The organism is Stenotrophomonas sp. 93052_Sma (assembly GCF_056481145.1).
In genome coordinates this window covers 2,107,904-2,129,770 of the sequence record NZ_CM151134.1, presented here as the reverse complement: position 1 = coordinate 2,129,770, position 21,867 = coordinate 2,107,904, and the positions used below count along the sequence as shown (strand labels likewise).

General features: G+C 67.5%; 15 protein-coding genes and 5 pseudogenes. 7 read left to right on the top strand and 13 right to left on the bottom strand.

Features of this window, described 5'->3' with window-relative positions; translation table 11 throughout:
• Positions 1 to 58 precede the first annotated feature (58 nt).
• From recJ to ACZK2V_RS10015, 6 genes and pseudogenes are all read right to left on the bottom strand, one after another.
• Positions 59 to 1,816 (bottom strand): single-stranded-DNA-specific exonuclease RecJ, encoded by a 1,758-nt coding sequence (recJ, locus tag ACZK2V_RS10040; RefSeq protein WP_486323226.1) that lies wholly within the window; start codon positions 1,814 to 1,816, stop codon positions 59 to 61.
• Positions 1,817 to 1,976: 160 nt separating this feature from the next.
• Positions 1,977 to 2,894 carry a phosphoglycerate mutase gene (locus ACZK2V_RS10035; RefSeq protein WP_486323225.1) on the bottom strand — a complete coding sequence of 306 codons (918 nt, stop codon included), beginning with the start codon at positions 2,892 to 2,894 and terminating at the stop codon, positions 1,977 to 1,979.
• Positions 2,895 to 2,898: 4 nt separating this feature from the next.
• Positions 2,899 to 3,359 (bottom strand): annotated as a pseudogene (gene greA, locus ACZK2V_RS10030) (transcription elongation factor GreA).
• 8 nt (positions 3,360 to 3,367) lie between these two features.
• Positions 3,368 to 6,609: pseudogene (carB, locus tag ACZK2V_RS10025) on the bottom strand (carbamoyl-phosphate synthase large subunit).
• 148 nt (positions 6,610 to 6,757) lie between these two features.
• Positions 6,758 to 7,885, bottom strand: a complete 1,128-nt coding sequence (gene carA / locus ACZK2V_RS10020) for a glutamine-hydrolyzing carbamoyl-phosphate synthase small subunit (RefSeq protein ID WP_486323224.1) — start codon at positions 7,883 to 7,885, stop codon at positions 6,758 to 6,760.
• 308 nt (positions 7,886 to 8,193) lie between these two features.
• Entirely contained in the window at positions 8,194 to 8,874 is a 681-nt protein-coding gene (locus ACZK2V_RS10015) for a 4-hydroxy-tetrahydrodipicolinate reductase (protein ID WP_486323318.1), read from the bottom strand.
• A gap of 261 nt (positions 8,875 to 9,135) precedes the next feature.
• On the opposite strand from ACZK2V_RS10015, the gene ACZK2V_RS10010 reads away from it, so the two are divergent.
• A complete protein-coding gene (locus ACZK2V_RS10010; RefSeq protein ID WP_486323223.1) occupies positions 9,136 to 9,597 on the top strand; it encodes a DUF4304 domain-containing protein in 462 nt (153 codons plus the stop codon).
• Positions 9,598 to 9,666: 69 nt separating this feature from the next.
• On the opposite strand, the gene ACZK2V_RS10005 is transcribed toward ACZK2V_RS10010, so the two are convergent.
• From ACZK2V_RS10005 to ACZK2V_RS09995, 3 genes and pseudogenes are all read right to left on the bottom strand, one after another.
• The gene (locus ACZK2V_RS10005) at positions 9,667 to 9,921 is read right to left on the bottom strand and encodes a DUF6587 family protein (RefSeq protein ID WP_486323222.1); all 255 of its coding nucleotides are present in this window, start codon (positions 9,919 to 9,921) and stop codon (positions 9,667 to 9,669) included.
• Positions 9,921 to 11,784, bottom strand: a pseudogene (gene feoB, locus ACZK2V_RS10000) (ferrous iron transporter B). Before feoB ends, ACZK2V_RS10005 begins: the two are co-directional and overlap by 1 nt.
• Complete coding sequence (locus ACZK2V_RS09995; protein WP_032128790.1) at positions 11,781 to 12,035, bottom strand: FeoA family protein; 255 nt, start codon at positions 12,033 to 12,035, stop codon at positions 11,781 to 11,783. Before ACZK2V_RS09995 ends, feoB begins: the two are co-directional and overlap by 4 nt.
• A gap of 119 nt (positions 12,036 to 12,154) precedes the next feature.
• Between ACZK2V_RS09995 and ACZK2V_RS09990 the strand changes: the two are divergent.
• The 6 genes and pseudogenes from ACZK2V_RS09990 to ACZK2V_RS09965 all read left to right on the top strand — a co-directional run.
• Positions 12,155 to 12,922 (top strand): annotated as a pseudogene (locus ACZK2V_RS09990) (enoyl-CoA hydratase-related protein); the annotation flags it as partial.
• A 21-nt stretch (positions 12,923 to 12,943) separates the two neighbouring features.
• Entirely contained in the window at positions 12,944 to 13,345 is a 402-nt protein-coding gene (locus ACZK2V_RS09985) for a VOC family protein (protein WP_459002435.1), read from the top strand.
• Positions 13,342 to 14,238 (top strand): hydroxymethylglutaryl-CoA lyase, encoded by an 897-nt coding sequence (locus tag ACZK2V_RS09980; RefSeq protein WP_459002433.1) that lies wholly within the window; start codon positions 13,342 to 13,344, stop codon positions 14,236 to 14,238. The genes ACZK2V_RS09985 and ACZK2V_RS09980 overlap by 4 nt, the downstream gene beginning before the upstream one ends.
• A 100-nt stretch (positions 14,239 to 14,338) precedes the next feature.
• A complete protein-coding gene (locus tag ACZK2V_RS09975) occupies positions 14,339 to 15,109 on the top strand; it encodes an SDR family oxidoreductase (protein ID WP_132810025.1) in 771 nt (256 codons plus the stop codon).
• Between the two features lie 49 nt (positions 15,110 to 15,158).
• On the top strand, positions 15,159 to 15,725 hold the full coding sequence (gene yeiP, locus ACZK2V_RS09970) for an elongation factor P-like protein YeiP (protein WP_005409468.1): 567 nt from the start codon (positions 15,159 to 15,161) through the stop codon (positions 15,723 to 15,725).
• A 236-nt stretch (positions 15,726 to 15,961) separates the two neighbouring features.
• Entirely contained in the window at positions 15,962 to 16,246 is a 285-nt protein-coding gene (locus ACZK2V_RS09965) for a hypothetical protein (RefSeq protein WP_486323221.1), read from the top strand.
• A 47-nt stretch (positions 16,247 to 16,293) separates the two neighbouring features.
• Here the strand turns inward: ACZK2V_RS09965 and ACZK2V_RS09960 are convergent, their stop codons facing one another.
• The 4 genes and pseudogenes from ACZK2V_RS09960 to ACZK2V_RS09945 form a co-directional block, all read right to left on the bottom strand.
• A complete protein-coding gene (locus tag ACZK2V_RS09960; protein ID WP_486323220.1) occupies positions 16,294 to 16,995 on the bottom strand; it encodes a COG3650 family protein in 702 nt (233 codons plus the stop codon).
• Positions 16,996 to 17,078: 83 nt separating this feature from the next.
• Positions 17,079 to 17,471 carry a nuclear transport factor 2 family protein gene (locus ACZK2V_RS09955; RefSeq protein ID WP_032128783.1) on the bottom strand — a complete coding sequence of 131 codons (393 nt, stop codon included), beginning with the start codon at positions 17,469 to 17,471 and terminating at the stop codon, positions 17,079 to 17,081.
• Complete coding sequence (locus ACZK2V_RS09950) at positions 17,452 to 20,601, bottom strand: multidrug efflux RND transporter permease subunit (protein ID WP_486323219.1); 3,150 nt, start codon at positions 20,599 to 20,601, stop codon at positions 17,452 to 17,454. Before ACZK2V_RS09950 ends, ACZK2V_RS09955 begins: the two co-directional genes overlap by 20 nt.
• Positions 20,602 to 20,637: 36 nt before the next feature.
• Positions 20,638 to 21,784 (bottom strand): annotated as a pseudogene (locus tag ACZK2V_RS09945) (efflux RND transporter periplasmic adaptor subunit).
• Between the last annotated feature and the right edge of the window lie 83 nt (positions 21,785 to 21,867).

Sequence of the window (21,867 nt, the reverse complement as noted above, 5' to 3'; positions counted from 1 at the left end):
CCAGTTGATTGGATCCACGCATAGCGCGCCGCCCACGGCCCCGCTCGCGAAGCGGCGCTCAAACCGGCAGGCAGTGCTCCACGATCAGCTGGATGGCGCTGCCGCCACGGTAGTCATCGCAGGCCAGCCGGTAGGCCAGGTGGACGTGACGTGATGGCGCGTTGCCGTGCCAGCCGCCGAAATGGATCGCGTTGATCGTGCCGGGTACGCCCGGCAGGCGCAGTTCCAGCTTGAGGTGGCGTTCCTTCAGCACGCGCCAGTTGGCCACTTCGAAGTGGCCGTCGAACAGCGGCTCGGGGAAGCCCTGGCCCCACGGGCCGGCCAGGCGCAGCGCATCGGCATGGCGATGATCGAGTTCGTCGGCGGCCAGTTCGCCGTCGCTCAACACCTGCTGTTGGAGCGCCGCCGGGTCGAGCATCTCCAGCACCACACCGACGAACGCGGCCTTGAAGTCATCGACGTGATCCAGCCGCATGCTCAGTCCAGCCGCCATGGCATGCCCACCGAAGCGTTCGATCAGGCCCGGATGCCGCGCATCGACCAGTGCCAGTGCGTCACGGATGTGCAGGCCGGGAATCGAGCGCGCCGAGCCACGCAGCGTGTCGGCGCCCGGTTCGGCCGGGGCGAAGGCGATCACCGGGCGATGCAGGCGATCCTTCATCTTCGACGCGACCAGGCCGACCACGCCCGGATGCCAATCGGCATCGAACAGGCAGGCGGCCACCGGACGCTGGCCGGCCATGTCCAGCACCACGCGGGTCAACGCCTGCTCGGCGTCGTCAGTCATCGACTGCTGCACGGCGCGCCGTTCCGAATTGATCTGCTCCAGCGTCTGCGCGATCTCGCGCGCCTGGCGCGGGTCTTCGGTCAGCAGCAGCGCGATGCCCAGCGCCATGTCTTCCAGCCGGCCCGCCGCGTTCAGGCGCGGGCCGAGTGCGAAGCCGATATCGGTGGCGGTCAGTCGCGCGGCATCACGGCCACTGGCTTCGATCAGCGCACGCAGGCCGACACAGCCCTGCCCTGCGCGTAGACGGCGTAGGCCCGCACTGACCAGCGCACGGTTGTTCGGATCCAGTGCCACCAGGTCGGCAACGGTGCCGACCGCCACCAGGTCCAGCAGCGCGGTCAGGTCCGGCCCCTTGCCATCGGCAAAGACGCCGGCCTCGCGCATCTGCCGGCGCAGCGCCATCAGCACGTAGAAGATCACGCCGACGCCGGCCAGCGATTTGCTGGGGAAGGCATCGCCATCCAGATTCGGATCAACGATCACGTCTGCCGGCGGCAACTGCGGGCCCGGCAGATGGTGGTCGGTGACCAGCACCCGCCAGCCACGCGCCTTGGCCGCGATGACACCCGCGTGGCACGCAATGCCGTGGTCGACCGTGACCAGCAGATCCGGCTGCAGCTCGGCCAACTCCTCCACCAGTGAAGGTGACAGGCCATAGCCGTGCACCATGCGGTTCGGCACCGCGTGGAAGACATGCTGCGCGCCGAGCATGCGCAGGCCACGCACACCGACCGCACAGGCGGTAGCACCATCGCAGTCGAAATCGCCGACCACCAGGATGCGCTTGTCGTTGGCGATGGCCTCGACCAGCAGTCCCACCGCATCATCGATGCCGGTCAGCAGCTCGGGCGCATGCAGGCTGCCCAGCTTCGGCAGCGCCAGTTCGGGTGTGCCTGCGCCACGACTGGCGTAAAGCCGCGCCAGCAGCGGCAGCGTGCCCTCCGGCCAGCTGCCGGGCACGACCGCATCGCGGCGGCGGATCATCGGCGTATCAGAGGTGGGCTGCACGGCATCGGCGGCAAGGGACATCGGCATCGCCGGTTACGAAAGACAGAGGGATGATACCGCGCGTGGGAGAGGCTGGCGGGATTGCGCCCGGCTCCTGCGGTAGTGCCGGCCGCTGGCCGGCAACCCCGGCAAACGTCCAGGGTCAGAACCGTTTTCCGATGGAAAACGGATCCGACCCCGCTCAATCGTGAAGCTGCCGCGGCTTTTTCCAGAACTGCCAGCGCTGGCCACGATCCAACTGGAACTGCAGGCCATCCTCGAAATCCAGCACCAGCCGCTGCAGCTCGCCACGCTTCAGCGCAGCCAGCAGCGGACGGATCGCATCATTGCCGAGCTGCTGCAGGGAGCGCAGCTGGCGCAGATCGACCAGTGCATCCACCGCCTGCTCGCCATCCACGGCCACGCCCGCCGCCAGAGCCAGGCCCTGCAGCAGGGCATCACGACTGCGCACCTGCGCATGCGCCGTGCTGACCGACACTGGCATCACGCCACCGCCCCAGAACCACAGCGAATTGATCGGCTGTTGTCCCTGCGCGGCGCGCTGCTGGTTCCAGGAATGGTTGTGCAGCAGCACCTGCGCTTCGGTCATGAGCGCCCGCCAGCGGCGACCGCCCTCGCCTTCCGGCAGGTGCGAGAACAGGTCATCGCCCAGCACCTCGTCCGGACTGTCGAAGTCCGGCAGGGCCAGGTCGATCGGAAGCCGCAGGTACCAGCGCGAAGGGTCCGGTGCGTCGAGCACGAACCCGGCATCGGCGAACAACGGCTGCAGCACCGGCAGCAGGGCCAGGCTGTCGGCCAGCGTCGGCCGCAGTGTTTCGCCATAGGCCATCATCCGCGCACCGTGCATGTCCGGCACCATGCAGGCCGGATCGGCACGCAGCCAGCTCGCGCCGGCAGCATCGCCGGCGTCACGCTGGCGGCTCAGTGCGGCCACCGGCCAGTGCGGCGCGGCGACCGTGAAATGGCGCTGCAGCTGTGCCCGCTCGCCGGCTTCAAACTGCGAGGCGTTGGCGCGGCCCAGGGCACGCGCCACGTCATCAGGCAGCGCAGCCGCGGCAAAGCGGCTGCGTGCCGGCAACAGCAGGGTCGCCGTTGCCACCGGGTCAGTCCACGTAGCTGACGCTGACGATCTCGTACTCGCGCTGGCCGGCCGGGGCGTCGATCACGATCGAATCGCCTTCCAGCTTGCCGATCATCGCGCGCCACCGGCGAGGAGATGGCGATCAGGCCCAGCTTGATGTCCGCTTCCAGGTCACCGACGATCTGGTACTTCTTCTCTTCGTCGGTTTCCACGTCGGCCAGCGTCACGCTGGCGCCGAACACCACCTTGGAGCCGGCATTGAGCTTGCTCACGTCGATGATCTCGGCGTGCGACAGCTCGCCTTCCAGCTGCTTGATGCGGCCTTCGATGAAGCCCTGTTCCTCGCGCGGCGTGGTACTCGGCATTTTCCTTCAGGTCGCCATGCTCACGCGCTTCGGCGATGGCCGCAATGACCTTCGGGCGCTTGACCGACTTCAGGTGATCCAGCTCGTCGCGCAGCTTCTGCGCGCCCTTCATCGTGATGGGGGCTCTCATGCATTCAACTCCTTGTGCAGCTCCTGCAGCGACCAGACGGGGCCGGTGCCGCGGAATTCCAGTGAATCCACCAGCGCCTTGGCGCCAGCAATGGTGGTCGAGTAGGTGACGCGATGCTGCAGCGCCTCGCGACGGATCGAGAACGAGTCGTTGATCGCCGAACGACCTTCGGTCGTGTTGACGATGTAGACGATCTCGCCGTTCTTGATCGAGTCGACGATGTGCGGACGGCCTTCGACCACCTTGTTGATGATCTCGCAGTCCATGCCGTGCTGCTGCAGCCACGCGGCGGTGCCACGGGTGGCGACCAGGCTGTAGCCACGCGCCAGCAGCGCCTTGGCCACCGGCAGCACGCGCTTCTTGTCCGGATCGCGGACCGAGACGAAGGCCTTGCCGACCGGCGGTGCCTTGATGCCACCGGCTTCCTGCGCACGCGCGAAGGCAGCGTTGAAGGTGCGGCCGACGCCCATCACCTCACCGGTGGAGCGCATCTCCGGCCCGAGGATCGGGTCGACGCCCTGGAACTTGGCGAACGGGAAGATCGCCTCCTTCACCGAGTAGTAGTCCGGCACGATTTCCTTGGTCGCGCCCTGCTCGGCCAGGGTCTTGCCGGCCATGCAGCGGGCGGCGATCTTGGCCAGCGGCATGCCGGTGGCCTTGGACACGAACGGCACGGTGCGCGAGGCACGCGGGTTCACTTCCAGCAGGTAGATGGTGTCGGCACCTTCATCGCTGGTCTGGATCGCGAACTGGGTGTTCATCAGGCCGACCACGTTCAGGGCCTTGGCCAGTTCCACCACCTGGCGACGCAGCTCGGCCTGGGTTTCAGCCGACAGCGAGTACGGCGGCAGCGAGCACGAAGAATCGCCCGAGTGCACGCCGGCTTCTTCGATGTGCTCCATCACGCCGCCGATCAGGACGTTGCCCTGGGCATCGGCAATGATGTCGACGTCGCACTCCACGGCGTTGTCGAGGAAGCGGTCCAGCAGCACCGGCGAATCGTTGGACACCTTCACCGCGTCGCGCACGTAGCGGGCCAGGTCGGCTTCGCCGTAGACGATCTCCATCGCACGGCCGCCCAGCACGTAGCTCGGGCGCACCACCAGCGGGTAGCCGATCTCGCGGGCCAGCAGCAGGGCTTCCTGGTCGTTGCGGGCGATGCGGTTCGGCGGCTGCTTCAGGCCCAGCTTGTCGACCAGCTGCTGGAAGCGCTCACGGTCTTCGGCCAGGTCGATGGAGTCCGGGCTGGTGCCGATCACCGGCACGCCGTTGGCTTCCAGGCGCGCGCCAGCTTCAGCGGGGTCTGGCCGCCGTACTGCACGATCACGCCCTTCGGCTGTTCCAGTTCGACGATTTCCAGCACGTCTTCCAGGGTCAGCGGCTCGAAGTACAGGCGGTCGGAGGTGTCATAGTCGGTCGACACGGTTTCCGGGTTGCAGTTGACCATGATGGTTTCATAGCCATCCTCGCGCAGCGCCAGTGCCGCGTGCACGCAGCAGTAGTCGAACTCGATGCCCTGGCCGATGCGGTTCGGGCCACCGCCCAGGATCATGATCTTGTCGCGGTTGCTCGGCGCGGCCTCGCACTCGTCCTCGTAGGTCGAGTACAGGTAGGCGGTGCCGGTGGAGAACTCACCGGCGCAGGAATCGACGCGCTTGTAGACCGGGCGCACCTTGTGCGCACGACGCAGCGCGCGGATGGCGGCTTCGTTGGTACCAGTCAGCTGCGCCAGGCGTGCGTCGGAGAAACCGGCGCGCTTCAGCTTGCGCAGGCGTGCAGCGTCCAGCGCGTCGATGCCACCAGCAGCGACTTCAGCCTCGGCAGCGATGATTTCCTCGATCTGGTCCAGGAACCAGTGATCGATGAACGACAGTGCGTAGATCTCTTCCACGCTCATGCCGGCACGGAACGCATCGGCGACGAAGAACAGGCGCTCCGGGCCCGGGGCCTTCAGCTCGCGGCGCAGGGTCTGCAGGTCTTCTTCGTTGCTCAGGTCCAGGCCGGTCGGGTCGAAGCCGACCTTGCCGGTTTCCAGGCCACGCAGCGCCTTCTGCACCGACTCCTGGAAGGTACGGCCCATTGCCATCACCTCGCCCACCGACTTCATCTGGGTGGTCAGGCGGGCATCGGCGGCCGGGAACTTCTCGAAGGCGAAACGCGGGATCTTGGTGACGACGTAGTCGATCGACGGCTCGAACGAGGCCGGGGTCAGGCCACCGGTGATTTCGTTCTTCAGTTCGTCCAGGGTGTAACCCACGGCCAGCTTGGCGGCGACCTTGGCGATCGGGAAGCCGGTGGCCTTGGAGGCCAGCGCCGAGGAACGCGACACGCGCGGGTTCATCTCGATGACGACCACGCGGCCGGTCTTCGGGTTGATGCCGAACTGCACGTTCGAGCCACCGGTATCGACGCCGATCTTGCGCAGCACGGCGATGGAGGCATCGCGCAGGCGCTGGTATTCCTTGTCGGTCAGGGTCTGCGCCGGCGCCACGGTGATCGAGTCACCGGTGTGCACGCCCATCGGGTCCAGGTTCTCGATCGAGCAGACGATGATGCAGTTGTCCGCGGTATCGCGGACCACTTCCATCTCGAACTCCTTCCAGCCCAGCACCGACTCTTCCACCAGCACTTCGGTGGTCGGCGACAGTTCCAGGCCGCGGCTGACGATCTCGACCAGCTCTTCGCGGTTGTAGGCGATGCCGCCACCGCTGCCGCCCAGGGTGAAGCTGGGGCGGATGATGGTCGGGTAGCCGACGCGGGTCTGGATTTCCAGCGCTTCGTCCAGGGTATGGGCGACGGCGGCGGTCGGGCATTCCAGGCCGATCTCACCCATGGCGACGCGGAACAGCTCGCGGTCTTCGGCCATGCGGATCGCTTCGCGTTTGGCGCCGATCAGCTCGACGTTGTACTTCTCCAGCACGCCGTTGTCGGCCAGGTCCAGCGCGCAGTTCAACGCGGTCTGGCCACCCATGGTCGGCAGCAGCGCATCGGGCTTTTCCTTGGCGATGATCTTCTCGACCGTCTGCCAGTTGATCGGCTCGATGTAGACGGCGTCGGCCATCTCCGGGTCCGTCATGATCGTGGCCGGGTTGCTGTTGACCAGCACCACGCGGTAACCCTCGTCACGCAGGGCCTTGCAGGCCTGGGCGCCGGAGTAGTCGAACTCGCAGGCCTGGCCGATGACGATCGGGCCAGCACCGATGATGAGGATGGTCTTGAGGTCAGTGCGCTTGGGCATTTTCTTCTCTAAGTCAGTACAGCGTGACAAGGGGGGTGATCGCACGCTGTCGATCAGGAATCTTGATCCGCAGCGCCGCGCCAGCGGCAGCAGCGTTGCGGGGTTTACGGTCCATCGCGACGCCACCGGGGGGGCGGCGGCGTACTGATCACGCCTTGGCCTGCTCCATCAGCACCACGAAGCGGTCGAACAGCGGACCGACATCGGTCGGGCCCGGCGACGCTTCCGGGTGGCCCTGGAACGAGAACGCCGGCACGTCGGTGCGGGCGACACCCTGGTTGGTGCCATCGAACAGCGAGCGGTGGGTCACGCGCAGGGTCGCCGGCAGGGTCGCTTCATCGATCGCGAAGCCGTGGTTCTGCGAGGTGATCATCACCCGGCCGCTGTCCAGGTCCTGCACCGGGTGGTTGGCACCGTGGTGGCCGTGGCCCATCTTCATGGTCTGCGCGCCCGAGGCCAGGCCCAGCAGCTGGTGGCCCAGGCAGATGCCGAAGGTTGGGATTTTCACGTCGATGAAGGTCTTGATCGCTTCGATGGCGTAGTCGCACGGTTCCGGGTCACCCGGGCCATTGGACAGGAACACGCCATCCGGCTTCAGCGCCAGCACTTCGGCGGCCGGGGTCTGTGCCGGCACCACGGTCACTTCGCAGCCACGCTCGGCCAGCATGCGCAGGATGTTGGTCTTCACGCCGAAATCGTAGGCCACGACCTTGTACTTGGCCGGCACGTTGACGAAGGCGTTGGCATCCAGGTCCAGCTGGCCCTCGGTCCAGGTGTAGGTCTTCTCGGTAGTGACGACCTTGGCCAGATCCATGCCCTTCAGCCCCGGGAACTTGCGGGCGGCTTCCAGTGCCTTTTCCACGTCGATGTCACCGGCCATCAGCGCACCGTTCTGCGCGCCCTTCTCGCGCAGGATGCGGGTCAGCTTGCGGGTGTCGATGCCGGCGATGGCGACCACGCCACGCTGGATCAGCCAGTCCTGCAGCGACACCTGGCTGCGCCAGTTGCTGGGACGGCGGGGAACATCGCGCACGATCAGGCCGGCCGACCACACCTTGGACGCTTCATTGTCCTGGTCGGTCATGCCGGTGTTACCGATATGCGGATAGGTCAGCGTGACCATCTGCCGGGCGTAGGACGGGTCGGTCAGCACTTCCTGGTAGCCGGTCATGGCGGTGTTGAACACCACCTCACCGACGGACAGGCCGGGCGCGCCTACGGATTCGCCCTCGAATACGGTGCCGTCTTCGAGGACGAGGATTGCGGCTTGGGTCACGGGAATCTCACTTTGGCTACCGAGGGGGCTGCCGAAGTCACGCCTGCGCTTCACGGAAATCCGGTTGCAAAAAAGCGCGGACGTGCGGTCTGGGACCGGTCCGGCTTTCGTGATTCGGCGAGTGCGAATTGTAGCGCTGCCGGGGCGCTCGCGCCAGCGGTTATCGCACTTCATGAACAGGCGATTGCGCATTCATTTCAATCCGGCGGCGTATGCGGGCCGCCATGACCCTGGTAGACGCCAACCTTGGTTGGCGCTTCCCGGAAAGCCTGCCAACCAAGGTTGGCATCTACCATCGGCCTGGACCGTTACCGGGGGCCGTCCAGCAGGTCCCGCACCCGGTAGCTACCCGGGGCGCGGCCCTGCAGCTGGCGGGCGGCAAACAGGGCGCCGCGGGCGAAGATGTCGCGGTTGGTGGCCCGGTGCACCAGCTCCATGCGCTCACCCAGTCCTGTGAACTGCACCAGATGCTCGCCGACGATGTCACCGGCACGCAGGCTGGCGTAATGCGGCTCCGCCCCACCCCGCTGCGCGGCCGCGCCCAGGGTCAGCGCGGTACCCGACGGCGCGTCCTTCTTCTGCGTGTGGTGCGATTCGACGATGTCGCAGTCCCAGCCGGCCAGCGCCTGCGCCGCGCGCTCGACCAGCTCGTCCAGTACCGCCACGCCCAGGCTGAAATTCGACGCCCAGACCAGCGGGATGGACGCCGCCGCGGCCTCCAGCGCCTGCCGCTGTGTGCTGGAGATGCCAGTAGTGCCCGAGACCAGGCCCGCACCCCGCTCCACGCACAGCGCCAGCATCGGGTCGAAGCCCTCCGGCAGGCTGAAGTCGATCGCCACATCGAACACCGGCGCGCCAGGCAGTTCGCTGGCGCCGAAGAACGGCACGCCGTCGACCACGCGCTGGGTCGGCGCGCGGCCGGTTACCGCAGCCACGATCTGCAGGGTTTCGGGATGTTCGGCGGCCAGCCGCAGCAGGGCCTGGCCCATGCGCCCGGAGGCACCGTGAATGAGCAATCGCAGGGGAGTCTGGTTCATGCCTGCAGGCTAGCGGCAGCACGCCTGCTCCGGCAAGCGCCATCACTGTGACGCTGCATGCCCTTTGCTTGAGGACGCTCATTCCTCGCGACGTACGGTGTCGCCTGCGCGCACCTGTCAGCCTATTCGACTCCGGCGGTGACGGGTTTGCCACTGGACGCGGCAACGCTCCCCTTCAAGTCTGTGGCCCTCCCTTCAGCCGGGGCAACACCCATGAAATCCTCGACCGTCTTCAGCAAGTGCGCCAGGAAGACCGGCTTTGCCGGCACGTCGACGACCCGTTACCGCTTGCTGGATGCCGCCCTGCTTGTCGTCAATCACCAACGCGCCAGCGAAAGCCGAGGCTTCTATGTGAATGCCGGGCTCTACTTTCCAGAGCTGCTCGAGTACCCCCTGGCGCCTGACGATCTTGAAACGGCTTTCCGGTACCGCTCCAGCATCCCCACGCCCCATGTCGACTGGCGGATCGAAGAAACGCCGGGCCTGCGCCGGACCTTCATCCAGCAGGACCTGGACGATCTGCTGGAGGCGGGTAATCGCGACGCGTTCAAAGGCCTGCTGCTCGATGCCCTTGCCGACGTGGCGGGCTTCGCGGCAACGCATGGAAACCGGGAATCGGTGCGGCGGTTGAATCAGGACGGAAGCTTCCGCGCGATCATCCGCAGAGAGGTCTAGTAGATCCACGCCATGCGTGGATGGACTCCAGGAGTGTGCGAACCAAGGTTCGCACCTACCAGGACACATTCAGTGCTGTTTGGGCGGCGTCGGCCCGCAGCTGTCGCAACCGCCACAGGCACCACCGCCTCCGCTAGCCGGCGGTGCGATCTTCCGCCCCAGCGCCCGCAGCCACGCGGCGCGGCCCGGCTTCAGCAGGGCCAGCGCCAGCGCCCCGCGCAGCTTGCGCACGGTGCCGGGGAACTGCTTCTTCAACACCACCCAGGCACTGACCAGTACGGCCACCGCGATGATCAGGTACTGGATCAGCAGGCCGGTATCCATCAGCCGCCTCCCAGCGCCCTGGTCACCTGGTAGGTGATCAGCGCCGCCACGTAGGCCGCAGCAAACAGGTAGAACGCCGAGAAGGCCATCGTCTTCCACGAATTGGTCTCGCGCTTGATGGTGGCCAGCGTCGAGATGCACATCGGGGCGTAGATGTACCAGACCAGCAGCGACAGCGCGGTGGCCAGCGACCAGCCGTCGCTGATCAGCGGGGTCAGCGCCTGGCTGGCGGCATCGTCATCGGCTGCGGACAGCGCGTACACGGTCGCCAGCGAGGACACCGCCACTTCGCGCGCGGCCAGGCCCGGAATCAGCGCGATGCAGATCTGCCAGTTGAAGCCCAGCGGCGCGAAGAACGCCGCCATCGCATGGCCGATCTGGCCGGCGTAGCTGTAATCGATCGCGGGCATGGTGGCCCCCGCCGGCGCTGCCGGGAACGACAACAGCACCCACAGCAGGATGGTCAGCGCCAGGATGATGCCGCCGACACGCTTGAGGAAGATCATGCCCCGCTCGTACAGGCCGACCGCCAGGTCGCGCACGTGCGGCAGCCGGTATGACGGCAGCTCCAGCATCAGCGGGTGCTCGCTCTTGTCGCGGCGCCACTTCTTCATGATCCACGACATCGCCAGCGCACTGAGGATGCCCGCCGCATACAGGCCGAACAGCACCAGGCCCTGCTGGTTGAACACGCCCCACACCGTCTTCTGCGGGATGAACGCGCCAATCAGCAGCGCATACACCGGCAGGCGCGCCGAGCAGGTCATCAGCGGCGCGACCAGGATCGTGGCCAGGCGGTCACGCGGGTCCTGGATGCTGCGCGTGGACATGATGCCCGGCACCGCGCAGGCGAAGCTGGACAGCAGCGGGATGAACGAGCGGCCGGACAGGCCGGCGGCGGCCATCATGCGGTCGAGCAGGAACGCCGCACGCGGCAGGTAGCCGGATTCCTCCAGCACCAGGATGAAGAAGAACAGGATCAGGATCTGCGGCAGGAACACCACCACGCCCCCCACACCGGCGATGATGCCGTCAGTCAGCAGGCTGGCCAACGGGCCTTCCGGCAGCACGCTGCCAACGAAGGCACCAAGCCAGGCGAAACCGGCCTCGATGCCATCCATCAACGGTGTCGCCCAGGCATACACCGCCTGGAAGATCAGGAACATCACCACGGCCAGGCTGACCAGGCCGAACACCGGGTGCAGCAGCCAGCGGTCCAGCGCGTCGTCGATCTTCGCGGTCCGCGCCGGCATGCGCACGGCCACCGACAGGATCTGGCGCACCTTGGCGTGGTAGTCGATGCCACCTTCCGGGCCGGGCACCGGTGCATCCAGGTGCGGCACCATCGCATCGAGGCGCTCGACCAGAGCCTTGGCCCCCTGCTTGCGCACCGCCACGGTCTCCACCACCGGCACGCCCAGCTCGCGCTCCAGCGCGGCCACGTCCACCTGGATGCCGCGGCGCTGGGCCGCATCGACCATGTTCAGCGCAACCACCATCGGCTTGCCCAGCTCGCGCAGTTCCAGCGCGAAGCGCAGGTGCAGGCGCAGGTTGGTGGCGTCGATCACGCACAGCAGCACATCCGGTGCAGCCTCGCCCGGGTAGAAGCCCCGGCACAGGTCACGGGTGATCGCCTCGTCCAGGCTGGCCGGGTGCAGGCTGTAGGCACCGGGCAGGTCGAGTACGGCGAACTCGCGACCGGACGGCGCGCAGGCGGCCTTCCTTGCGCTCGACGGTGACGCCGGTGTAGTTGGCAACCTTCTGCCGGCTGCCGGTCAGCTGGTTGAACAGCGCGGTCTTGCCACTGTTGGGGTTACCGACCAGCGCAATGCGCAGGGGCGCGGTAGAAGTTGCAGCGGTCATGCGCGACGCTCCTGGCGGTTGGCGTCGACCACGACGCGCTTGGCTTCACTGATACGCAGCGCAAACCGGGTGAACCCGACCTGCACCAGCAGCGGCTCGCCACCGACCGGGCCCTTGGCCACCAGGCGCACTTCCTCGCCCTTCACGAAACCCAGCTCGCGCAGGCGACGGGCGATGGCATCGTTGGCATGGAGGTCCTGCACGGACTCGACCACGGCCGAGGCGTGCAGCGGCAGTTCGGACAGCGTCATCTAGCGTGTTCTCTGCTGGATGTAAATGGTTCTCGATTCTAACATTCCCGCGTCGCGTCATGGCCCATGACCAATGGCCCGCTATGATCCATACAGGTATGGAGTGACCCTGGAATCCCATGAACGATGCTTTGCAGATCGAGCGCAGCGGCGCCGTCCTCACCCTCTGGCTGAACCGGCCGGAGCTGCACAACGCCTTTGACGCCGGGCTGATCGCCCGGCTGACCGCCGCACTGGAAGCCGCCGGCCGCGATGATTCGGTCCGGGCCGTGGTGGTCGCCGGCCACGGCGCCTCCTTCTCGGCCGGTGCCGACATGCAGTGGATGCGCGGCATGGCGGCCGCCAGCGAGGCCGACAATCGCGAGGACTCGCTGGCCCTGGCGCGGCTGATGCGCACCCTGGACGAGCTGCCCAAGCCGACCCTGGCCCGGGTCCACGGCGCGGCCTTCGGTGGCGGCGTCGGCCTGGTTGCCTGCTGCGACATCGCCATCGCCAGCACCTCGGCCCGCTTCGGCCTGACCGAAAGCCGCCTCGGCCTGCTGCCGGCGGTGATCTCGCCCTACGTGATCGAGGCCATCGGCCCGCGCCAGGCGCGGCGCTGGTTCGCCACCGGCGAGCACTTCGACGCCGATACCGCACTGCGCATCGGCCTGGTCCACCAGCTGGTCGAGCCCGAGCGCCTGGATGAGGCGCTGGAGCGGCAGCTGGCCCTGCTCGACAAGGCCGGCCCGATCGCCTCGTCCACCGCCAAGCAGCTGGTCCGGCAGGTCCGCGACAGCCATGACCGCGACGCGCTGGATCGGGATAATGCCGCCCTGATCGCGCGCCTGCGGGTGTCCGCCGAGGGCCAGGAAGGCCTGGGCGCCTTCCTCGACAAGCGCGCCCCACTGGGTCACGGAAGCCTGAACATGCTCGATCATCTTGGTTTGACCAGCGCCGACCTGGCGCGCAGCAGGACCTTCTTCCTGCAGGCACTGGCGCCGCTGCAGATCGGTGTGGTGATGGAAGTGACTGCCGAACAGACCGGCGCGCACGACCACATCGGCTTCGGCAGCGACGGCAAGCCGTTCTTCTGGCTCGGTAGTGGCGGCACCGCCAGCCACGGCGTGCACGTGGCCTTCGCCTGCGCCAGCCGCGACCAGGTGGACGCCTTCCATGCCGCCGCCGTCGCCGCCGGTGGCCGCGACAACGGCGCGCCGGGCCTGCGCCCGTGGTACCACCCCGACTACTACGGCGCCTTCGTGCTCGACCCGGACGGCAACAACATCGAGGCGGTCTGCCATCGCCCCGTCAGCGAGGTGGCCGCATGAGCGACTACGTCCGCATCGTCGAGGTCGGCCCGCGTGACGGCCTGCAGAACGAAAAGCAGTCGGTGGCCACCGCCGACAAGATCGAACTGATCAACCGCCTGTCGGCCACCGGCCTGCGCAGCATCGAGGCGACCAGCTTCGTCAGCCCGAAGTGGATCCCGCAGTTGGCCGACGCCGCCGAGGTCTACACCGGCATCCAGCGCCGGCCCGGCATCCACTACCCGGTGCTGGTGCCGAACGAACAGGGCTACGACCGCGCCCGTGCGGTGGGCGTGGAGGAAGTGGCGGTGTTCACCGCCGCTTCGGAGGCGTTCAACCGCACCAACACCAATGCCGGCATCGACGAATCGCTGGCCCGGTTCGAGCCGATCCTGCGCCGCGCCGCCGCCGATGGCGTGCGCGTGCGCGGTTACGTGTCCACCGTACTCGGCTGCCCTTACCAGGGCGAGGTGCCACTGGCCGACGTGGTGCGGGTGGCGCGTGCCCTGCATCAGATGGGCTGTTACGAAATCTCGCTGGGCGACACCATCGGCGTCGGCACCCCGCGCAAGGCCCGGGCAATGCTGCAGGCGGTCGCCGCCGAGATTCCGATGGCGGCACTGGCCGTGCACTTCCACGACACCTATGGCCAGGCCATCGCCAACATCGCCACCTGCCTGGAAGAAGGCGTGCGCGTGGTCGACAGTGCGGTGTCCGGTGCCGGTGGCTGCCCGTATGCCAAGGGCGCCAGCGGCAACGTCGCCAGCGAGGACGTGGTCTACCTGCTGCAGGGCCTGGGCCTGGACAGCGGCGTGGACCTGCCGGCACTGGCCGAAACCGGCCGCTGGCTGGCCGGCCTGCTCGGACGCGCCACCGCCAGCCGCACCGGCCAGGCGCTGGCCGCCGCCGGCTGACCGCCGCACTGCGCCGCACTGCAGCGGCGGCGCAGTGCACAACAGCGGCGGTCGCGGCTTCCGTTAGAATCGGCGGTTCTCGAACCTGCAGGACCGTGCAATGCAGCTGTCTTCCGTACGTGCCGTGATCACCGGCGGCGTCTCCGGCCTCGGCCTGGCCGTGGCCCAGCACCTCGTCGCCCAGGGCGGCAAGGTGGCCCTGTTCGACCTCAACGACGACAAGGGTGCTGCTGCCGTTGCCGGGCTGGGTGCCGACAAGGCCCGCTACTTCAACGTCAACGTCAGTGATGAAGCGGCCGTCTCGGCAGCCATCGACCAGGCCCACGAGTTCCTCGGTGGCCTGAACGTGGCGATGAACTGCGCCGGCATCCTCGGCGCCGGCCGCGTGCTGGGCAAGGAAGGCCCGATGCCGCTGGCCGGCTTCCAGGGCACGGTGATGGTCAACCTGGTCGGTAGCTTCAACGTTGCAAAGGCCGCGGCCAACCGCATGCAGCACAACGAAGCCGGCACCGACGGCGAGCGCGGCGTGATCATCAATACCGCCAGCATCGCCGCCTACGAAGGCCAGATCGGCCAGGCCGCGTACGCCGCCAGCAAGGGCGGCGTGGTGTCGATGACGCTGCCGATGGCGCGCGAACTGTCGCGCTTCGGCATCCGCGTCAACACCATCGCCCCGGGCGTGTTCTGGACGCCGATGGTCGATGGCATGCCCGAGGCGGTGCAGCAGTCGCTGGCCGCGTCGATCCCGTTCCCGTCGCGCCTGGGCAAGCCGGAAGACTTCGCCAGCCTGGTCGGCTTCATCCTCGGCAACACCTACCTCAATGGCGAGACCATCCGCCTGGACGGCGCTACCCGCCTCGCTCCGAAGTGATTCCCCCCGGGCGCCGGGACGGCGCCCTCCCCCAACGACCTAGATCACCATGAAAGCCAACGACATCAAGAAGGGCAACGTCGTCGAGTACAACAACGGCGTGTACCAGATCCGCGACATCGAGCGCAGCTCGCCGCAGGGTCGCGGCGGCAACGTCCGCTTCCGCTTCATCATGTACAGCGTGCCGGGCGGCAACAAGCTCGATGCCAGCTTCGATGCCGACGACAACCTGGTCGAGGTCGAACTGCTGCGCCGCCAGTCCACCTATTCGTACAAGGACGGCGATGCGTTCGTGTTCCTCGATGACGAGGACTACACCCCGTACACCCTGGACGCGGACGTGATCGGCGACGACGCCGGCTACATCACCGACGGCCTGACCGGCATCTACGTGCAGGTGATCGACGAGCAGCCGGTGGCGATCCAGCTGCCGGCCTCGGTGGTGCTGGAAGTGATTGAAACCCCGCCGGAACTGAAGGGCGGCACCGCCACCAAGCGCCCGAAGCCGGCCAAGCTCAACACCGGCATCGAAATCATGGTGCCGGAGTACATCGTCAACGGCGAGCGCGTGCTGGTGAACACCGCCACCGGCGAATTCGCGGGCCGTGCCGACTAAGCGCCTTGCGCTGATCGGTTGTCTGTCCCTGCTTGCGGCGTGCTCGCCGCAGGCAGCGGACAATGCTGCCGACGCCACGCCAGCCGAACCGGCCGTGACCGCCGCACCAGCGGTGGAGGCACCGGCCGCCGTGGAGGCCATCGCCGAAGCGGAGCCCGCTACCGAGCAGCCCTCGGGCGAAGAGGACCTGGACAAGGTACGTGCAGCCGCAGGCTGTCCGGTCCCGGAGGATGTGTATGACGTCGACGACGTGCGCATCTACTGCGCGATGCCGGCCGACGTGCAGGCCTTCCTCGCGCGAGAACACCTGCCAGCATTTCGCCGGCGAAGAGCCGTACGACGACGAGCGTCGCCGTGAACTGAAAGAGGCCAGCGCCAAATACTGCGAAGGCCGCGAGAAGAACTTCACCGATCTGGTCGCGCGCTATAGCGGTGACTGTGCGATCCGCGCAGCGCTGATCGGAATCAACAGCCGCTATGACCTGGACTTCGATCTCGACCTGAAGCCCTGCGAGGGCTGACCCCTCGATGATGCAGAGCCGAGCGTGGGCTCGGCTCTACAGATGCCTTACGGCTGTTTCGCGCCGAAGTTGCCGCAGCCGTGGTACTGGCGGGTGCCGATGGTCAGGTTCACCTTGGCTTCGAACGCCTCGCCGCTCATGTCGTCCTGGCAGGTGGTGCGCTGGAAGCTGAGCTTCACATCGGTGCCATCAGAGGCCTTGCCACTCCAGCCGTCAGCGCCTTCGGTGGGCTTGGCCACATCGAAGCGGCGCTCGCCATAGTCGACTTCCACCTGCAGGCCCGGCGCATCGCCGTCAACGACTGCAAGCCAGCCGGGTTCATTGCCGGTGGCACGGAACGCGGCATTGCCGGCGCTGCCATCGCCTTCGGTGGCTTCGACCGCATGGCACTCGCGATCGGCCTCGCCCTTCAGGCTCAACAGGCCGTCATCGCTGCCCTTGGTCCAGAAGCTGTTGCCCTGGCCATCGCCATACTTCGCGCCCGACGCCGCACGCTCGGAGGTCATGGCGAAGGTACGTTCGCCGATCACTACCGTCGCCGCATCCTCGCCATTGAAGGTCGCGCGCACGTTCAGATCACCACACCGGTACATGGTCTCGCTGCCGGTACCGGCGCCGGTGCTGGCAGCCGGTTCGGGCGCGGCCGGCGGCGCGGCATCAGTGCCGCCCGCAGCGGGTGGCTGTGCCGGCTGGCACGCGGCCAGGACCAACCCGAGGGAGGCTGCCAACAGACTGGGGACTACACGCATGGCTCGACTCCTTGTCGACACTACAGAGATCTTCGACCCTACCACCTGCCGGTGAGCGGGGCCTGAAAGCGGCCTGACCGCGCTCATGCGGCCAGTACCGCCATCGACAGCAGCTGCGCGCCGCTGTCGCCGGAACTGCAGGTCCAGACCCGCAGCAGGCGCAGTTTCAGCTCGCGCTCCTGGCCCTGCCCGCGCACCGACAAGCGCACGTCACTGGACAACAATGCCAGGCGTCCGCACAGCAGCGTTTCCACCGCGTACGATTGCAGGCTGCTCACCCGCAGGTTCCCGGCCAGCCAGTCGCCCAGCCAGGGCAGATCGAGCATGCGCCCGCCCTGCCCATCCATCATGAACAAGGCCGGCGATACCAGCGCGGTCAGCGCATCGTGGTCGTCATCCAGCAATGCCTGCCGCAGGCGCTGTTCCAGCGCTGCCAGCTGCCGCTCATGCAGGTCTTCAACGATGTCCCGTTCCATCCACGGATCCTTCCGGCATCGGCCGGCGCCTGCGCAGGCGTTGCGCGATCCACTGCCGCGCGCCCTGCACTACTACATAGAAGACCGGCACGAAGAACACCGCCAGCACGGTCGCACTGACCATGCCGCCGAACACGCCGGTTCCGATCGCCTGCTGGGTTTCCTTCGATGCGCCCTGCGCCAGCATCAGCGGCACCACGCCCAGCGCGAACGCCAGCGAGGTCATCACGATCGGCCGCAGGCGCAGCCGTGCCGCCTCCAGCGCCGCTTCGACCAGGCCACGGCCCTGTTGCTGCAGCTGGCGTGCGAACTCGACGATGAGGATCGCGTTCTTCGCCGACAGCCCGATCACCGTGATCATGCCGACCTTGAAGAACACGTCGTTGGGCATGCCGCGCAACAACACGGCCGCGACCGCTCCGAGCAGGCCCAAGGGCACCACCAGCATCACCGCCAGCGGAATCGACCAGCTCTCGTACAGCGCCGCCAGCACCAGGAACACCACCAGCATCGACAGCAGCAAAAGCCACGGCGCCTGCGCACCGGATTCGCGCTCCTGCAGCGACTGGCTGGTCCATTGCAGGGCGAAGCCAGACGGCAGCTTCTCCGCCAACCGCTCCATCTCCGCCATCGCCTGACCGGTCGACACCCCGGAGGCCGGGGCGCCGGACAGGTTCAGCGCCGGGAAGCCGAGGTAGCGCTGCAGCTGCAGCGGCGCCTCAGTCCAGTGCGGGGTCACCAGTTCGGACAACGCCACCATGCCGCCCTCGCTGTTGCGCACGTACAGCTTCAGCACGTCCTCCAGTTCCATGCGGTGCGGCGCGTCGGCCTGCAGGATCACCTGCTGCAACCGGCCCTTGTTGGGGAAGTCATTGACGTACTGCGAGCCCATCGCCGCCGACAGCGTGCTGCTGATGTCACCGAAACCCACGCCCATCGCCTCGGCCTTGGCGCGGTCGATGTCCAGCCGCACGCTGGTGCCTGCAGGCAGGCCATCGGCATGCACCTCGGACAGCAGCGGGCTGGCCTCGGCCAGCTTCAGCAGCTGCTGCAGGGCCGCGCGTAGTTCGGCCTGGCTCTGCCCGGTACGCGCCTGCAGGGCGAGCGAGAACCCGGACGAACGGCCCAGGCTGTCGATCGCCGGCGGCATCACGCTCATCACCTCGCCCTCGGCAATCGTGGCCATCGCCTTCTGCGCGGCCTCCACCTCGCCGGCCGCGGTGGAGCCTGCACGCTCGCTCCAGTCCTTGAGCATGGTGTAGGTCAGCGCCGCGCTCGGGCCGGAGCCGGAGAAGCTGTAGCCGAGGATCGACTGGTTGGAGCCGATGCCCGGACGCGAGGCCACGTGCCGCTCGTAGGCTTCGACCACGGCCAGCGTGCGCTCGGCGGTGGCTTCGGCCGGCAGCTGGATCGAAGTCATGAAATAGCCCTGGTCTTCTTCCGGCAGGAATGCGCCCGGCAACCAGTGCAGGCCCAGCAGCAGCGCCACCACCAGTGCGGCGAACACGCCCATCACCCGCCCACTGCGCTGCAGCACCGAGGCCACGCCACGCTGGTAGCGCCCGGTCATCTTCTCGAAGCCACGATTGAAGGCACCGAACAGCCCGCCACGACCATGGTGTCCATGGGTATTCGGGCGCAGCAGGGTCGCGCACAGCGCCGGCGTCAGGCTCAATGCCAGCAGCGCCGAGAACAGGATCGACACCGCCATCGCCACGGTGAACTGGCGGTAGATCGCGCCCACCGAGCCGCTGGCCAACGCCATCGGAATGAACACGGCGGTCAGCACCAGGGTGATGCCGATCACCGCACCGGTCAGCTCGCGCATCGCCTTGATGGTGGCCTCGCGCGGCGGCAGTCCTTCCTCGGCCATGATCCGTTCCACGCCCTCGACCACCACGATGGCGTCGTCGACGATGATGCCGATCGCCAGCACCATGCCGAACATGGTCAGCACGTTGATCGAGAAGCCCAGTGCCAGCATCACCGCGAAGGTGCCGAGCAGCGCGATCGGTGCGACCAGCGCCGGAATCAGCGTGTAGCGCCAGTTCTGCAGGAACAGGTACATCACCGCGAACACCAGCAACATGGCCTCCAGCAGCGTCTGCACCACCTTCTGGATCGAGATCTTCACGAACGGTGCGGTATCGAACGGAATGCTCGACTCCACGCCGCGCGGCAGCAGCGGCGCCAGTTCGGCCATGCGCTCACGGACCGCCGACGCGGTGCGCACTGCGTTCGCGCCAGGACGCAACTGCACCCCGGCGGCGGTCGCTGGGTGGCCATCCTCACGGGTGCCCCACGCATAGCTCTGCGCGCCCAGTTCGACGCGGGCGACATCGCCCAGCACCACCCGTGAACCGTCTGCCCCGGCGCGCAGCACGATGGCTGCGAACTGCTCCGGCGTGGACAGCTGCCCATCGGCGCTGAGCGGCACGGTGATGCGCTGGCCCGGAACACCCGGCGAATCACCGATGCGTCCCGGCGAGATCTCCAGGTTCTGCTGCTCGATGGCGGTGGCCACATCACCCATGGTCAGGCCGTAGCCGGTCAACCGGGTCGGGTCCAGCCAAACGCGCATCGCCTGCTCGGCACCGAACAGCTGCACGCGGCCGACGCCATCGATGCGGCGCAGCTCTTCGATGATGTTGCGCGCCATGAAATCGCCCAGCGCCGCTTCGCTGACGCTGGCATCCGGCGAACGCAGGCCGACCAGCATCAGGAAGCCGGAATCGGCGGCCTCCACGAACAGGCCGTTCTGGCGCACGCTGCGCGGCAGGCGCGGCTCGATCGCCTTGATCCGGTTCTGCACGTCCACCTGCGCCAGCTCCGGGTTGGTACCGGGCTTGAAGGTCGCAGTGATCGAGGCTTCGCCGGAGGTGTCCACCGACGATTCGAAGTACAGCAGGTGCTTGACGCTGGACAGCTCGCGCTCGATCAGCCCGACCACCGCATCATTCAGCGTCTGCGGGCTGGCACCCGGGTAGCTGGCATAGATGCTGACACTGGGCGGCGCGACCGCCGGATAGCGCTCCACGGCCAAGCGCGGAATCGCCAGTACGCCGGCCAGGATGATGAAGATCGCCAGCACCCAGGCGAACACCGGGCGATCGATGAAGAAACGTGCCATGTTGGATTTTCCTGGATGGGCTGGCCCGGGAAAGGCTCAGCCCTTGCTGCCGGCCTGCACCGCGCCGGCGCTGGCGACCGGCACCTGCCAGTCGCGCGCATCGACCACCACGCCTTCCTGCAGGCGTTCCTGGCCCTCGACCACCACCTTTTCGCCCGCCTTCAGACCGGTGCGCACCAGCCACTGGCGATCAACGCTGCCGTCGACTTCCAGCGTGCGGATCACCGCCTTGCCATCGCCACCGATCACCCAGGCATAGGCCTGGCCACCGGCGCTGCGCAGCACGGCCTGCTGCGGCACGGTCAGCGCACTGGCCGGTGCACCCCGCGGCACTTTCGCGCGCACATACATGCCGGGCAGCAGCTGGCGCTGCGGGTTGTCGACCAGGATGCGGAGAATCACATCACCGGTACGCGCATCGACGTTGATGCCGGAGAACAGCATCTGGCCACGCTCGGACAGCGGCTTGCCGGCGGCACCGATGATCGTCACCGGCAGCTCGCCACCACCGGCAGCACTGCGCTGCAGCGATTCCAGCTGGGCCGCCGGCTGGCGCACATCGACGTAGACCTGGTCGATCTGCTGTACCACCGCCATCGGCTCGGCATCGGCCACGCCGACCAGTGCGCCTTCGGTCACCAGCGCCTGATCGATGCGGCCGGCAATCGGCGCGCTGACCGTGGCATAGCGCAGGTCGAGCTGGCGACGGGCCAGGATCGCGCGCTTCATTCACCGCGGCACGGGCCTGTTCGTACTCGGCACTGGCATCGTCGCGATGCTGCTGGCTGACGGCCTGTGCCGCGGCCAGTGCATGCAGGCGCTGCGACTGCACGCGACTGCGGCCCAGGGCGGCCTCACTGCGCTGCAGCGCGGCCAGTGCCGAATCGACATCGGCACGGAAGGCCGCCGGATCGATCTGGAACAGGGCCTGGCCGGCGTCTACTTCCGCGCCCTGGTCAAACAGCCGGCGCTGCACGATGCCACCCACCTGCGCTCGGATCTGCGCGGTGCGCACGGCGGCCACGCGGCCAGGCAGTTCGTCGTCACGCTGCACCACCTGCGGGCCAACGGTAACCACGCTCACGCGGGGTGCGGCTTCGGGCGTGGCTTCGGGGGTGGAGCAGGCCGTCATGGCCAGGGCGAGGGCCGCGATCAACGCGACCGGAGTCCTGAAGGTTCTCATTGCTGTGCACAATGCCGCGCGGGCGGCTGATAGGTTCTGAAGAACCCAGTGTGCGTGGCGATGATGGGGTTTCGATGGAGGAA